The following is a 14227-nucleotide window of genomic DNA, read 5'->3' on the forward strand; positions in this document are numbered from 1 at the left end:
CGCATCGGAGCCGCGCATTCTAATACGTGAATGCAGATCGTCAAGCCCGGGCCACGTCGTCCTGGACGCGCTCAACCATGCCGCACGCCCGATACCCCGTCGGCACGGAGGCTCGGCCAGGCGGCCCGCAGGTAATGCAGGCCCGACCAGATCGTGAGCACGCCGGCGATCACCAGCAGCGCCTCGCCGATGTGGTACAACCGCAGCGCTTCGGCGGCCTTCTCGTGCTGCACGATCAGCACCACCAGGGCGATCATCTGCATCACCGTCTTCAGCTTGCCGATGAAGGCGACCTTGACGGTAGCGCGCATGCCGATCTCGGCCATCCATTCGCGCAGCGCCGACACGCTGATCTCGCGCCCCACGATGACCGCCGCGGTCACCGCCATCAGGATGCCGGACCAGCCGCCGCGATGGGATTCGACCAGCAGGAACAAGGTCACCGCCACCATCAGCTTGTCGGCAACCGGGTCGAGGAACGCGCCGAACGCCGAAGTCAGGTTCATTCGCCGGGCCAGGTAGCCGTCCAGCCAGTCGGTGACCGCCGCCAGCAGGAACACGATCGCCGCGGTGATGTTGTGGCCGGGGAACGGCAGGTAGAACACCGCCACCATGACCGGCAGCAGGGCAACGCGGAAGAGGGTCAGCCAGGTCGGCAGGTTGATGCGCATGATTCGTTCCAGGGATTTGAGGCAGTCTCGCACGAGGGCACGCCAGTGCCGAGTGAAGGCGTGCGCCGATGTTCAGCCATGCAGGCTGGCGTAGATGCGTTCGGCCAGGCCCCGGTCGATGCCTTTCACCTGCATCAGTTCCTCGACGCCGGCGCGCTCCAGCCCCTGCATGCCGCCGAACGCCTTCAGCAGTGCGGAACGCCGGCGTGCGCCGATGCCCGGCACGTCTTCCAGCACGCTGCGCTCGCGCGCCTTCTCGCGCCGCTTGCGGTGGCCGCTGATGGCGAAGCGGTGCGCTTCGTCACGCACCGCCGCGACCAGGTGCAGTGCGGGCGATGCGCTGCCCGGATGCAGCTCGCGCCCGGGACTTCCCGATTCAAGTCGCGCGAGCACCAGCGTCTCCTCGCCGGCGCGCCGCCCCGGCCCCTTCGCCACGCCGACCACCTCGATACCGTCGACGCCAAGTTCCTTCAGCACATCCAGCGCCTGCGCCACCTGGCCGCCGCCGCCGTCGATCAGCAGCACGTCGGGACGCGCGCCCTCGCCTTCAGCCACCTTGCGGAAGCGCCGGGTCAGCGCCTGGTGCATCGCCGCGTAGTCGTCGCCGGGCGTGATGCCGGTGATGTTGAAGCGGCGATAGTGCGATTTCTCCGGCCCCTCCGGGCCGAACACCACGCACGAGGCGACAGTCAGCTCACCCAGGGTGTGGCTGATGTCGAAGCACTCGATGCGCCGGGGCGACACCGCCAGTCCGAGCACCTTCTGCAAATCGTCGAAGCGCGTGCCCAGGGTCTGCCGGCTGGCCAGCCGCGCGGTCAGCGAGGCCTGCGCATTGCGCTCGGCCATCTGCAGGAATTGCGCACGCTCGCCGCGCACGCTGGACTTCAGCTCCACCGCATGGCCGGCCTGCTGGCCGAGCAGCTCGGCGAGGATCTCCTGGTCGGCCAGCGGCTCGCCCAGGATCAGCTCGCGCGGCACCGGCCGGTCCAGGTAGTACTGCGCGATGAACTGCGCCAGCACATCGGCCGGCTCGGCATCCAGCGGCAACCGCGGAAAGAAATCGCGCGTGCCCAGGCTGATGCCGTTGCGGAAGAACAGCACGCTGACGCAGGCCAGGCCCGCCTCGATGCGGCAGGCGATCACGTCCATGTCGGCGCTGGCGCCCTGTACGTGGTGCTGCGCCTGCAGCTGGCGCAGCGCGGCCACCTGGTCGCGCAGTTTCGCCGCGCGCTCGAACTGCAGCGCCTTGCTGGCCTGCTCCATCGCCTCGGCCAGTTCGTCGATCACCGCGTTGCTGCGCCCTTCCAGGAACATCTCGGCGTGGCGCACGTCGTTGCGGTAGTCCTCCACGCTGATCAGCCCCACGCAGGGCGCGCTGCAACGGCCGATCTGGTACTGCAGGCAGGGCCGCGTGCGGTTGCGGAAGTAGCTGTCCTCGCACTGGCGCACCTTGAACAGCTTCTGCATCAGGCTGAGGCTCTCGCGCACCGCGTAGGTGCTCGGGTATGGCCCGAAGTAGCGCCCGGGCAGGTTCTTCGCGCCGCGGTGGAAGGCCAGCCGCGGATAGTCCTCACCGCTGGAGAGGTAGATGTACGGGTAGCTCTTGTCGTCGCGCAGCAGGATGTTGTAGCGCGGCTTCAGCGACTTGATCAGCTGCGATTCCAGCAGCAACGCCTCGCCCTCGGTGCGGGTGACGGTGATCTCGACGCGGGCGATCTGCGCCACCATCGCCGCGATGCGCGGTTCCATCCGCGGCTTCAGGAAATAGCTGCCGACGCGCTTCCTGAGGTTGCCCGCCTTGCCCACATAGAGCAGCTCGCCGGCCGCGTCGAAGTGGCGGTAGACGCCGGGCGAGGAGGCCAATGTGCGGACGAAGGCCTTGCCGTCGAAGGGGAGCGGTTGCGCGGACTGCATGGGGTCATTCTAGCGGCGATGATCCATGCAGATGGAGGCTCATGGCCGTGCGCGCAACCACTGCTCCGCGCGCACCAGGTCGGCATCGGTGTCGATGCCCGGCGGGAACGGTTCCGGGGTCAGCCGCACCGCGATCGCGTGGCCATGCTCCAGCACGCGCAGCTGTTCCAGCGATTCGGTCTGTTCCAGCGGCGTGCGCGGCAAACGGCTGTAGCGGTCCAGGAAGCCGGCCCGGTAGGCGTAGATGCCGATATGCCGCAGGAACGGCGAACCGGACGGCAACGCATTGCGGTCGATGGCGAACGCATCGCGCGCCCACGGCAGCGGCGCGCGGCTGAAGTACAGCGCGCGGCCGTTGGCGGCGCGCACCAGCTTCACCACGTTCGGATCGAACAGTTCCTCGGCGTCGATGATCGGCGTGGCCAAAGTCGCCATCGGCGCGTCGTCGCCGGCCAGCGCCTGCACCACCGCACGGATGCCGGCGGCCGGCGCGAACGGCTCGTCGCCCTGCAGGTTCACCACGATGCTGTCGGCGGCCCAGCCGTAGTGTTGCGCGCACTCGGCCAGCCGGTCACTGCCCGAGGCGTGGTCGCTGCGGGTCATGCACACGTCCACCCCTTCCAGGCCGGCCAGTGCGTCGGCAATGCGGCGGTCGTCCACCGCCACCACCACCTGGCTGGCGCCGGCCTGCAGGGCGCGTTGCGCCACCCGCACCACCATCGGCACGCCGTCGATCGCACGCAGCGGCTTGGCCGGCAGGCGGGTCGAGCCATAGCGGGCGGGAATCGCGACGATGAACGGGGGCACCGCGTTTGACATGGACGATCCTTGGGGTCAGGCGGCAAGCCTAGCGCAACGTGGCGCACCGCCGATTCACGGCGCAGCCTGAAGCGCGAAGCCACAGCCGTTGGCCAGCTCGAGGAAGCCGGGGAACGAGGTGGCGACGTGGCTGCAGTCGCTGATCCGCACCGTTCCGGCGGCGACCAGGCCGGCCACCGCGAAGCTCATCGCGATGCGATGGTCGAGGTGGCTCTCCACCGTGCCGCCGCCGAGTCGGCCGCCGTGGATGATCGCGCCGTCCGGGGTTTCCTCGATCGCCGCGCCGAGCGTGCGCAGGCCGGCGGCCATGGTGGCGATGCGGTCGGATTCCTTGACCCGCAGTTCGGCTGCGCCGCGGATCACCGTCGTACCGTCCGCCACTGCGGCGGCGATGAACAGCGCGGGAAACTCGTCGATCATGTCCGGCACCAGCGCCTCGGGCAGCTCGACGCCGTGCAGCGGCGCGTGGCGTACCACAAGATCGCCCACCGGCTCGCCGCCGGCTTCGCGCTGGTGCTCGACCGCAATGTCCGCACCCATCAGCCGCAGCGCCTGCAGCAGGCCGGTGCGGCGTGGATTCAGGCCCACCGCCGGCAGGCGCAACTCGGAGCCGGGCACGATGCTCGCGGCGACCAGGAAAAACGCTGCCGAGGAGAAATCGGCCGGCACCTCCACGTCGGTGGCGCGCAGCACATGGCCGCCGGAGAGTTTCGCCCGGCCCGGCGCGAACGCGATCGGCCAGCCGAACGCGGCCAGCATCCGCTCGGTGTAGTCGCGGGTCGGGTGCGGCTCGATGATCTCGGTGTCGCCCGCCGCATACAGGCCGGCCAGCAGCAGCGCGGATTTCACCTGCGCGCTGGCCACCGGCAGCTCGTAGCGGATGCCCTGCAGTGGCTGGCCGCCATGCACGTGCAGCGGCGGCAGGCCGTCGTGCGTGTCGATGAGCGCACCCATCAGCGCCAGCGGCCCGGTGACCCGGCGCATCGGCCGCTTCGACAGCGAGGCGTCGCCGATCAGGGTGCTGTCGAACGCCTGTCCCCCCAGCAGTCCGGCCAGCAGGCGCATGCCGGTGCCGGCGTTGCCGCAGTCCAGCGCTTGTGCCGTACCACGCAGGCCGTGCAGGCCCGCGCCGTGCACCACGCGCTCGCCGGACGACGGCGTGTCGATGCGCACGCCGAGCTGCGCCAGCACGGCGGCGGTGGCGCGGGTGTCCTCGCCTTCGAGAAAGCCGCAGATGCGCGAGTCGCCCTCGGCGATCGCCGCCAGCATCAGCGCGCGGTGCGACACCGACTTGTCGCCAGGCACCCGCACGCTGCCGTGCAGCGGACCGCTCGCCCGGCTGCTCCAGTCCAGGCGGCCGCTCAAGGCAGCGCCACCGGGTAGGAGCCCAGCACGCGGACGGTCGCCGCCGACGTTCCGATCTCCTGCACCGCCGCCTGCAGCGCGGGGCTGTCGATGTGGCCGGAGACGTCGATGAAGAACGCGTACTGCCACTTGCCGGTATGCGCCGGCCGCGACTCGATCCGGTTCAGGCTGACGTCGTGCTTCGCGAACGGGCTGAGCACGTCGTACAGCGCGCCGGGCTTGTCGTTGACCGTGATCAGCAGCGAGGTGCGGTCGTTGCCGGACGGCGGGAACAGCGAGCGGCCGATCACCAGGAAGCGCGTGGTGTTGTCGGCGCGGTCCTCGATACCCTGGGCGACGGCCTTCAGGCGATAGACCTTGCCCGCCGTCTCGCCGGCGATCGCGGCCGCATCATCGGCATGCAGGGCCAGCCGTGCGGCCTCGGCGTTGCTGGCGACCGCGATGCATTCCACCTCGGGCAGGTTGATGCGCAACCAGGTCTTGCACTGCTGCAACGACTGCGCGTGGGCGTAGACCCTGCGCACGTCCTCCAGGCGGCCGCTCACCGAGTGCAGGCACTGGTGCACGCGCAGCTCGATCTCGCCGCAGATGGTGGCTTCGGAGGTGAGGAACATGTCCAGGGTGACCTGGATCATGCCCTGCCCCGAATTCTCCACCGGCACCACGCCGAAGTCGGCGTGCCCGGCGGCTACTTCCTGGAACACCTCCTCGATGCTGCCCAGCGGCAGGCCATAGGCGGCGTGGCCGAAGTGCTTGCGCACGGCCTGCTCGCTGAAGGTGCCCTCCGGGCCGAGGAAGCCGATCTTCAGCGGGTCTTCCTGGGCCAGGCATGACGACATGATCTCGCGGAACAGCCGCACCATCTCGGCGTCGGACAGCGGGCCCTGGTTGCGGTCCACCACCATGCGCAGCACGTGCGCCTCGCGCTCGGGGCGGTAGTAGTCGATCGCGGAAAGCCCTTCCCCCTTTACCTTGGCCACGGTCTGCGCGTGCCTGGCACGTTCGGAAATCAACTGCTGGATCTGCCGGTCGATGCTGTCGATGCGCTCGCGCATCTCGCTCAACGGGGTCTTCGGGTCGGTCATGCGTACAGCCGCCTGGATGGATGGAAGTCCAAATGATGAAGCGGCATCTTGCCTGAAAATACCGCTTTCGTGCGCTCAGCGCTTGTGAAGAAAACCACTTCCTGTGGTTTTCTTCTGTCGCGAGTCCGGTACACGCCCGGACTCGCTCACATGAAACAGTCACTGGCGTGACTGTTTCATGCCCGGCCCTCGGGCAACTGCCCCCGGCATCGCCTCAACTCGGGCATCGGGCAACCGCTCCTGCGTTGCCTCCACTCGGGCATCCATGCCCTCGCCATGCCCTCGCCGTGGCCGGTCTGAGAGGTTGAAAAACTCACAACCTCTCAGCCATGTCGCTGCGCGAAATCCCGCATGAACGCCGCCAGCGCCTCGACCGCTTCCAGCGGCACCGCGTTGTACAGCGAGGCGCGCATCCCACCGAGCGCCTTGTGGCCCTTCAGCGCGAGCAGGCCCGCTGCCTCCGACTCCTGCAGGAATGCCGTGTCCAGCGCAGCGTCGTGCAGGGTGAAACGCACGTTCATGCGCGAGCGCGCTGACGGCTCGATCGGGTTGCGGTAGTAGCCGCCAGAGCCGTCGATGGCCCGGTACAGCAGTTCGGCCTTGGCCCGGTTGCGCGCCGCCATCGTGCCGAGCCCGCCCTGTTCCTTGAGCCACTGGAAGGTCAGCCCGGCCACGTACCAGCCCCAGGTGTTCGGCGTGTTGAGCATCGAATCGGCGGCGGCGTGCTCGGCGTAGCGGAAGATCCGCGCCATCGGCCGGCCGGCCCGCTGCAGCAGGTCGCGGCGGATGATCATCAGCACCAGGCCGGATGGCCCGATATTCTTCTGCGCGCCAGCATAGATCAGCCCGAAGCGGCTCACCTCCAGCGGCTCGGACAGGATGTTCGAGGACAGGTCCGCCACCAGCGGCACCGTGCCGCCGACGTCGGGGATGTCGTGGAACTCGACGCCGTGGATGGTCTCGTTCGGCGTGTAGTGCACGTAGGCAGCGCCCGGGTCGAGCCGCCAGCTGCCGCGCGAGGGCAGCTTCAGGTAGTCGTCCGGCTCGTTGCTGGCCGCCACGTTCACCCGCACGTAGGGTTTGGCCTCGCTGACTGCCTTCGCGCTCCAGTGGCCACTGACGACGTAATCCGCGCTGTCGCCCGCGCCGGCCAGGTTCATCGGGATCTGCGCGAAGTGCTGGGTGGCGCCGCCCTGCAGGAACAGCACGGCGTAGTCGGCCGGTACCTGCATCAACTCGCGCAGATCGGCCTCGGCCTGGGCGGCCATCGCGATGAAGCGCTTGCCGCGGTGGGACTGCTCCATCACCGAGGCGCCGCTGCCGTTCCAGTCCAGCATGTCGCGCTGGGCGCGTTCGAGTACTGCCAGCGGTAGTGCCGCTGGGCCGGCGCTGAAATTCCAGACTCTGCTCACGTGCGCTTGCGTCCTGTCGATGGTGTTCGCGCATTATGGCGCGGCGCAGCACGGCGCGGTCAACCCTCGGCGCAGGCTCTCAGAAGCGGATCAGCAGGACCAGGGCGATGCCCAGCGCCAGCACGGCGGCGGTGACGATCAGCCACCACACCTCGCCACTGGGCCCGGCGGCCTCTTCGGGCAGGTGTTGCGACAGCGGTTCGGGCAGCGTGATTTCGGGCTCGGGCTCCATGCCCGGTCCATCCACCACGAAACGGTGCATCGCCACGCCAAGCTGGTCGCCGGGCTGCAGGGCCAGTTGCTGCACGGCGACGCCGTTGACCCGCAGCAAGTGCTGTGCGGACGGCTGGATGACTTCGAGCAGCAACTGACCCTCGTGCCAGGAAATGCGCAAGGCGATGGCATCGCCCTGCGGCAACTCGAGCGGACAATCGCCGTGGGGGCCGAACTCCAGGCTGTCCCGCAGCGGCAGCACCCGTCCGGACAGCGGGCCGGCCACGGCGCGGAGCGCCACCGTGCAGCGCCCCTGTTCGGGCACGCTCAGCGGTGGGCGCAGTGCCGGGTCCTCGTCGGCACGCAGCAGCATGCGGCAATCGCCCACGCTGACCACGTCGCCGGCACGCAGCAGGGCGCGCTCGCGCACCGGCCGGGCGTTGACGTAGATGCGATCGGCCGGCGGCAGCACCTGCAGCACCCAGCCGCGGCGATCCTGCTGGATCCGCAGGTGTTGCGGCGCCGCCTGGCCGGCGGCCAGCACCAGGTCGTTGTCGGCCGCACTGCCGATGCGCAACTGCGCCTGCGTCCAATGGAAATCCTCACGGGCCGCATTGGGAAATTCGATACGCATGGATGAGCCGGTCGATGGACGGTGGAACTCTAGCATGCGGTCCGCCGCGCTCCAGGCATTAAGATGCGTCGTTTCCGCCGGAGTCCGCCATGCCCAGGATCGATATCCACCACCCGCATCAATTGCCGGTTGCCGAGGCCCGCGCCGTGGTCGACCGGGTGGCCGCGCGCATGCGCGAAAAATTCGGCACGGACGATCGCTGGCAGGGCGACACCCTGCTGTTTTCCCGTCCCGGCGTCAGCGGCTCGATTGCCGTCGGCAGCGACGCGATCCAGGTCAGGGCCGAGCTGGGCCTGCTGCTGGCGCCGCTGAAGAGCACCATCGAGCAGGAAATCCGGCGCAAGCTGGATGAGCATTTCGCCTGACGCCGATCCGGCTCGATCCGCCGATCCGTGCTGACGATTCTTTGACCAGGCCTCCATCCGTGGCATAATCGACGGCTTACGCGGCCATGACGGCTGCGCGTGAACCCCGGAACACATGGCCAAAGACGACGTCATCGAAATGGAAGGCACGGTCCAGGAGACCCTGCCCAACACCATGTTTCGTGTACAGCTGGAGAACGGGCACGTCATCATCGCCCACATCTCCGGCCGCATGCGCAAGCACTACATCCGCATCCTTACCGGCGACAAGGTCAAGATCGAGATGACCCCGTACGACCTGAGCAAGGGACGCATCACCTACCGCATGAAGTAGCCCGGCTGCGCCTGCGCGCGGCGATGCGGCAACGGGGCGGCGGTGTCGGACAAGCAAAGGCGGCGCAATGCGCCGCCTTTGCTTTGCCTCGCCGTTTTTCCCGCGGTGGTTATTCGACCACCGCCGGCAGCTTCCCGGCAGCCTTGCACTCGACCTTCAGCTCGCCGTCGGCCACGCTCAGGTGCACCACGCCGCCATCGACCAGCTTGCCGAACAGCAGCTCGTCGGCCAGCGCACGCTTCACCTTCTCCTGGATCACCCGCGCCATCGGCCGCGCACCCATCTGCGGATCGAAGCCGTGCTCGGCCAGCCAGCGGCGGGCGTCAGCGTCCACGTCCAGGCTCACGCGCTTCTCGCCGAGCTGGCTCTCAAGCTCGATCAGGAACTTGTCGACGACGCGCAGGATGTGCTCGAAGTCGAGCGCGCCGAACTGGATGATCGCGTCCAGCCGGTTACGGAACTCCGGCGTGAAGATCCGGCGGATCACTTCCATCGCGTCCGACTCGTGTTTCTGCTCGATGAAGCCCATGCTGCGTCGTGCGGCAATGGCCGCGCCGGCGTTGGTGGTCATCACCACCACCACGTTCTTGAAGTTCGCCTCGCGGCCGTTGGTGTCGGTCAGCACGCCACGGTCCATCACCTGCAGCAGGATGTTGAACACGTCCGGGTGCGCCTTCTCGATCTCGTCCAGCAGCAGCACGGCGTGCGGGTGCTTGGTGATCGCCTCGGTCAGCAGGCCGCCCTGGTCGAAGCCGACGTAGCCCGGGGGTGCACCGACCAGCCGCGACACCGAATGCGCTTCCATGTACTCGGACATGTCGAAGCGGATCATCTCGATGCCCAGCTGCATCGCCAGCTGCCGGGTGACCTCGGTCTTGCCGACACCGGTCGGGCCGGCGAGCAGGAAACAGCCGATCGGCTTGGACGGATCGGCCAGGCCGGAACGGGCCATCTTGATCGAGGCGGCCAGCGCCTCGATCGCCGGATCCTGGCCGAATACCACCATCTTGAGATTGCGCTCGAGGTTCTTCAGCACGTCGCGATCCGACGCCGACACCTGCTTGGCCGGGATCCGCGCCATCTTCGCCACGATGTACTCGACCTCGCCGACGTCGACCCGGCCGGTGCGCTGCTCTTCCGGCAGCAGCCGCTGGCGTGCGCCGGCCTCGTCGATCACGTCGATCGCCTTGTCCGGCAGCAGCCGGTCGGGGATGTGCTTCACCGACAGGTCCACCGCCGCCTTCAGCGCCTCGTTGGTATACGCCACGTGGTGATGCTCCTCGAAGCGCGAGCGCAGGCCCTTGAGGATCTCGATGCTGTCGGCCACGGTCGGCTCGACCACGTCGATCTTCTGGAAGCGGCGGGCCAGCGCGCGGTCTTTCTCGAACACGCCGCGGTATTCCTGGAACGTGGTCGAGCCGATGCAGCGCAGCTCGCCGGAAGCCAGCATCGGCTTGATCAGGTTCGACGCGTCCATGGTGCCGCCCGACGCCGAGCCGGCACCGATGATGGTGTGGATCTCGTCGATGAACAGGATCGCTCCCGGCTGCTTCTTCAGCTGCGCGATCACGCTCTTCAGGCGCTTCTCGAAGTCGCCGCGGTACTTGGTGCCGGCCACCAGCGCGCCCAGGTCGAGCGACCAGATCGTGGCGCTTTCCAGCACCTCGGGCACCTCGCCGTCGACGATGCGCTTGGCCAGGCCCTCGGCCAGCGCGGTCTTGCCCACGCCGGCCTCGCCCACATACAGCGGGTTGTTCTTGCGCCGGCGGCACAGCACCTGGATGGTGCGCTCGATCTCGTCGGCGCGGCCGATCAGCGGGTCGATCTTGCCTTCCAGCGCCAGCTCGTTGAGGTTGCTGGCGAACTCGTGCAGCGGGTTGCCCTTCGGCTCGCCGCCCTCCTCGCCCTCACGCTCGCCGCCGGAGACCCCGGCGGCCGGTTCGTCGCCGATCTTGGCGATGCCGTGCGAGATGTAGTTGACCACGTCGAGCCGGGTGATCTCCTGCTGGTGCATGAAATACACCGCGTGCGAATCCTTCTCGCCAAAGATCGCCACCAGTACGTTGGCGCCGGTGACTTCCTTGCGGCCGGAGGATTGCACGTGATAGACGGCGCGCTGCAACACGCGCTGGAAGCCCAGCGTGGGCTGCGTATCGCGCTCGTCGCCGGACGGCAGCACCGGCACGGTTTCGTTGATGATACGCACCAGGTCGGCCGACAGCCGCGGCAGGTCCACACCACAGGCGCGCAGGGCGCCGAGCGCCGACTGGTTCTCGGTCAACGCCAGCAGCAGGTGCTCCACCGTCATGAACTCATGGCGCTGTTCGCGGGCCTGCTTGTAGCACTGGCCGATGGTGACTTCCAGATCCTTGCTGAACATTCGGATCGTCTCCGCTTGCAATGGTTGAGCGGCCTGCGGCGCCGCGATCAGCACAAAATGGGGGCGCTCAGAGCTTTTCCATAGTGCACAGCAACGGGTGCTGATGGGAACGTGAATACTCGTTGACGTGGGTTACCTTGGTCTCCGCCACCTCGCGGGTGAATACGCCGCATACGCCCCGCCCGCGGGTATGTACGTGCAGCATCACCTGCACCGCCTGCTCCTGGTCCAGGTTGAAGAAGGTGCGCAGCACGTCGACCACGAAATCCATCGGGGTGAAGTCGTCGTTCAGCAGCAGCACCTGGAACAGCGGCGGCCGCGCCACCTCCGGTTTCGCGGTTTCCAGCGCCAGGCCGCGGCCGCTATCGTGCTCATGTTCGGGTTCGTGGGCCATCGTGGGTCGTGGTATGAACTCTGGGTCAAAGTATACGCCGCGGCGCCGGATCCACCCGCGACGGTGCGGCATGGAAGGTGATGGCACAATGACACCTTTTCCAGCCCCGGCGTTCCCCCGACATGGCCGACTTCCCCGCCCCCGCCGAGATCTGGCGACCGCACGTCACCGTCGCCTGCGTGGTGGCCGATGGCGAGCGCTACCTGATGGTCGAGGAGCGGGTCAACGGCCGGCTCGCCTGGAACCAGCCGGCCGGCCACCTGGAAGATGGCGAAACGCTGCTGGCGGCCGCCTTGCGCGAAACGCTGGAGGAAACCGGCTGGACCGTGCAGTTGCAGCACCTGATCGGCGTGCACCAGTGGCGCAGCACCGAGCACGGGGATGCGGTGATCCGCTTCAGTTTCGCCGCCCGCCCGATCAGTCACGACCCGGCGCGCCCGCTGGATGCCGACATTTGCCGTGCCAGCTGGCTTACACGGACCGAGATCGCCGCCCTGGGCGACCGCCTGCGCAGTCCGATGATCCTGCAAAGCATCGACCAGTGGCTGGCCGGCCGGCGGCTGCCGCTGGACGTGCTGAGCCACCTGCCCGGAGGCGGCGCATCGTGAAGGTGATGCTCGGCATCTCCGGCGGCGTCGATTCCTCGGTCGCCGGGCTGCTGCTGCAGCAGGCCGGCTACGAGGTGGAGGGCCTGTTCATGCAGAACTGGGAGGAGGACGACCGCTCCGGTCCCTGCACCACCGATGCCGACCGCAAGGACGCCGTGGCGGTGTGCGGGCGGCTCGGCATCCCGTTCCACGCGCGCAATTTCGCCGCCGAGTACTGGGACGGCGTGTTCGAGCACTTCCTCGCCGAGTACCGTGCCGGCCGCACGCCGAACCCCGACGTGCTGTGCAACCGCGAGATCAAGTTCAAGACCTTCCTCGACGAAGCCCACGCGCTTGGCGCCGACAGGATCGCCACCGGCCATTACGCCCGCGTCGACTGCGTGGACGGCCGCTACCGCCTGCTGCGTGCGGTGGATGCGGCGAAGGACCAGAGCTATTTCCTGCACGCGCTGGGCCAGCGGCAGCTGGCCGCCACCTTGTTCCCGCTGGGCGGCCTCGAGAAATCGCGCGTGCGCGAACTGGCCCGCGCGGCAGCCCTGCCGACCCACGCGAAGAAGGACTCCACCGGCATCTGCTTCATCGGCGAGCGCGACTTCCGCGACTTCCTCTCCCGTTACATTCCGGCCCGCCCCGGCGAGATGCGCACCCCCGGCGGCGAACTGGTCGGCGAACACCAGGGCGCGATGTACTACACCCTGGGCCAGCGCAACGGGCTGGGCATCGGCGGCCGTCACGGCGCCGGCGGCGAGGCGTGGTACGTGGTGGGCAAGGACGTGGCGGCAAACGTGCTGTACGTGGCCCAGGGCGGCGAGAACCGCTGGCTGTATTCGCAGCGGCTGCACTCGGAGACGCCGGGCTGGATCGATGGCGCGGCGCCATCCGCCCATTTCCGCTGCACCGCCCGCACCCGCTACCGCCAGTCCGACCAGGCCTGCACGGTCGACGTGCGACCCTGCGGCCTCGAGATCCGCTTCGACGAACCGCAGCGCGCGGTGACGCCGGGGCAGTCGGTGGTGCTCTACGATGGCGAGGTCTGCCTCGGCGGCGCGGTGATCGCGGCCACCGACGCACCCTACGGCGGCCTGCTGCCGCCCTTCATCCCTTCCACCCCGCACCCTGCAAGAGAATCATCGCCCCGTGTTTGAAACTTTTTCCGTGACTGAAGAACGCGTGCTCGCCCTGGCCGGCCTGTTCCAGGCCTGCGCGCTGGCGCAGCAGCTGGCCAATGACGGCCGTTGCGACGAAGGCGCGATGGAGGCCAGCGTGGCCAGCGTGTTCCGCATCGACGCGCCTTCGGTGGTCGGCGTGTACGGCAGCATCTCCAACGTCCGGCTCGGCTTGCGCAGCCTGATCGCCCAGCTCGACGAAAGCGACCGCGACATGGCCATGACCCGCATGGCGGTGACCGTGATGCGGCTGGAACGCAGCCTGTCAGCCCGGGCAGACCTGCGCGACAAGCTCCAGCAGGGCATCCTCGCCGCACAACGCCAGGTCGATCATTTCGGCGTGGATTCCAGCCAGGTCTGCGGCCGGCTGGCCGAGGTGTACGCCTCCACCCTGTCGATCCTCAAGCCGCGTGTCATGGTCAGCGGCAACCCGCTGCAGCTGCAGCAGCCCGCCGTGGTGGAAAAGGTGCGCACCAGCCTGCTGGCGGCGGTGCGCTCGGCGGTGCTGTGGCGGCAGGTCGGCGGACGCCAGTGGCAACTGCTGCTGCACCGGCGCCAGTGCAGCATGCTGGCACGCGGCCTGTTGACCGGGGCGACGCTGGATCAGCGCTGAGAGGTTGTGACTATTCAACCTCGAAACCCGGCCATGGATGGCCGGACGCGAATCGGGCACGAAAGTGCCCGATTCGCGTGAGCGAGTCCGGACATGTGCCGGACTCGCGACGGAAGAAAACCACAGGAAGTGGTTTTCTTCACAAGCGCTGACGGCAGACGGTTCGGGTCGCGGAAAAGCAAACGGCGGGCAATGCCCGCCGTTTTCCGTCCATGGGTGGAACTCCGTTGCGATAACCGTAGCCGGCTGCCGTC

Annotated in this window: 14 protein-coding genes; 5 read left to right on the forward strand and 9 right to left on the reverse strand. The window is 68.2% G+C overall.

Annotated elements, in window-relative coordinates; all coding sequences use genetic code 11:
* Window positions 1–71: 71 nt before the first annotated feature.
* The 7 genes from pgsA to AC1Q5A_RS07730 form a co-directional block, all read right to left on the reverse strand.
* Entirely contained in the window at window positions 72–671 is a 600-nt protein-coding gene (gene pgsA / locus AC1Q5A_RS07700; protein WP_492699866.1) for a CDP-diacylglycerol--glycerol-3-phosphate 3-phosphatidyltransferase, read from the reverse strand.
* Between the two features lie 72 nt (window positions 672–743).
* Complete coding sequence (uvrC, locus tag AC1Q5A_RS07705; RefSeq protein WP_492699868.1) at window positions 744–2585, reverse strand: excinuclease ABC subunit UvrC; 1842 nt, start codon at window positions 2583–2585, stop codon at window positions 744–746.
* A gap of 39 nt (window positions 2586–2624) precedes the next feature.
* Window positions 2625–3404 carry a 3-deoxy-manno-octulosonate cytidylyltransferase gene (gene kdsB / locus AC1Q5A_RS07710; protein ID WP_492699870.1) on the reverse strand — a complete coding sequence of 260 codons (780 nt, stop codon included), beginning with the start codon at window positions 3402–3404 and terminating at the stop codon, window positions 2625–2627.
* A 54-nt stretch (window positions 3405–3458) separates the two neighbouring features.
* The gene (aroA, locus tag AC1Q5A_RS07715; RefSeq protein WP_492699872.1) at window positions 3459–4769 is read right to left on the reverse strand and encodes a 3-phosphoshikimate 1-carboxyvinyltransferase; all 1311 of its coding nucleotides are present in this window, start codon (window positions 4767–4769) and stop codon (window positions 3459–3461) included.
* Window positions 4766–5854, reverse strand: coding sequence for a prephenate dehydratase (gene pheA / locus AC1Q5A_RS07720; protein WP_492699874.1), 1089 nt, complete (start codon window positions 5852–5854; stop codon window positions 4766–4768). The genes aroA and pheA overlap by 4 nt, the downstream gene beginning before the upstream one ends.
* Before the next feature lie 323 nt (window positions 5855–6177).
* Window positions 6178–7266: a 3-phosphoserine/phosphohydroxythreonine transaminase gene (gene serC / locus AC1Q5A_RS07725; RefSeq protein WP_492699875.1), complete on the reverse strand. Its 1089-nt coding sequence runs from the start codon at window positions 7264–7266 to the stop codon at window positions 6178–6180.
* 79 nt (window positions 7267–7345) lie between these two features.
* Window positions 7346–8113 carry an FHA domain-containing protein gene (locus tag AC1Q5A_RS07730; RefSeq protein WP_492699876.1) on the reverse strand — a complete coding sequence of 256 codons (768 nt, stop codon included), beginning with the start codon at window positions 8111–8113 and terminating at the stop codon, window positions 7346–7348.
* A gap of 89 nt (window positions 8114–8202) precedes the next feature.
* On the opposite strand from AC1Q5A_RS07730, the gene AC1Q5A_RS07735 reads away from it, so the two are divergent.
* Together AC1Q5A_RS07735 and infA are read left to right on the forward strand one after the other, a co-directional pair.
* Window positions 8203–8478, forward strand: a complete 276-nt coding sequence (locus AC1Q5A_RS07735) for a polyhydroxyalkanoic acid system family protein (protein WP_492699878.1) — start codon at window positions 8203–8205, stop codon at window positions 8476–8478.
* Window positions 8479–8593: 115 nt separating this feature from the next.
* Complete coding sequence (gene infA, locus AC1Q5A_RS07740; RefSeq protein WP_007508585.1) at window positions 8594–8812, forward strand: translation initiation factor IF-1; 219 nt, start codon at window positions 8594–8596, stop codon at window positions 8810–8812.
* 109 nt (window positions 8813–8921) lie between these two features.
* On the opposite strand, the gene clpA is transcribed toward infA, so the two are convergent.
* The gene (gene clpA, locus AC1Q5A_RS07745) at window positions 8922–11192 is read right to left on the reverse strand and encodes an ATP-dependent Clp protease ATP-binding subunit ClpA (RefSeq protein WP_492699880.1); all 2271 of its coding nucleotides are present in this window, start codon (window positions 11190–11192) and stop codon (window positions 8922–8924) included.
* Between the two features lie 67 nt (window positions 11193–11259).
* The gene (clpS, locus tag AC1Q5A_RS07750) at window positions 11260–11586 is read right to left on the reverse strand and encodes an ATP-dependent Clp protease adapter ClpS (RefSeq protein WP_492699882.1); all 327 of its coding nucleotides are present in this window, start codon (window positions 11584–11586) and stop codon (window positions 11260–11262) included.
* Between the two features lie 122 nt (window positions 11587–11708).
* On the opposite strand from clpS, the gene AC1Q5A_RS07755 reads away from it, so the two are divergent.
* The 3 genes from AC1Q5A_RS07755 to hflD are packed head-to-tail and all read left to right on the forward strand — an operon-like array spanning window position 11709 to window position 13973.
* On the forward strand, window positions 11709–12194 hold the full coding sequence (locus AC1Q5A_RS07755) for an NUDIX hydrolase (protein WP_492699884.1): 486 nt from the start codon (window positions 11709–11711) through the stop codon (window positions 12192–12194).
* Complete coding sequence (mnmA, locus tag AC1Q5A_RS07760) at window positions 12191–13339, forward strand: tRNA 2-thiouridine(34) synthase MnmA (RefSeq protein WP_492699886.1); 1149 nt, start codon at window positions 12191–12193, stop codon at window positions 13337–13339. Before AC1Q5A_RS07755 ends, mnmA begins: the two co-directional genes overlap by 4 nt.
* A gap of 10 nt (window positions 13340–13349) precedes the next feature.
* On the forward strand, window positions 13350–13973 hold the full coding sequence (gene hflD / locus AC1Q5A_RS07765) for a high frequency lysogenization protein HflD (RefSeq protein WP_492699888.1): 624 nt from the start codon (window positions 13350–13352) through the stop codon (window positions 13971–13973).
* Window positions 13974–14227: the final 254 nt, after the last annotated feature.

Source organism: Rhodanobacter sp. GW835-FHT13D09 (assembly GCF_058793995.1).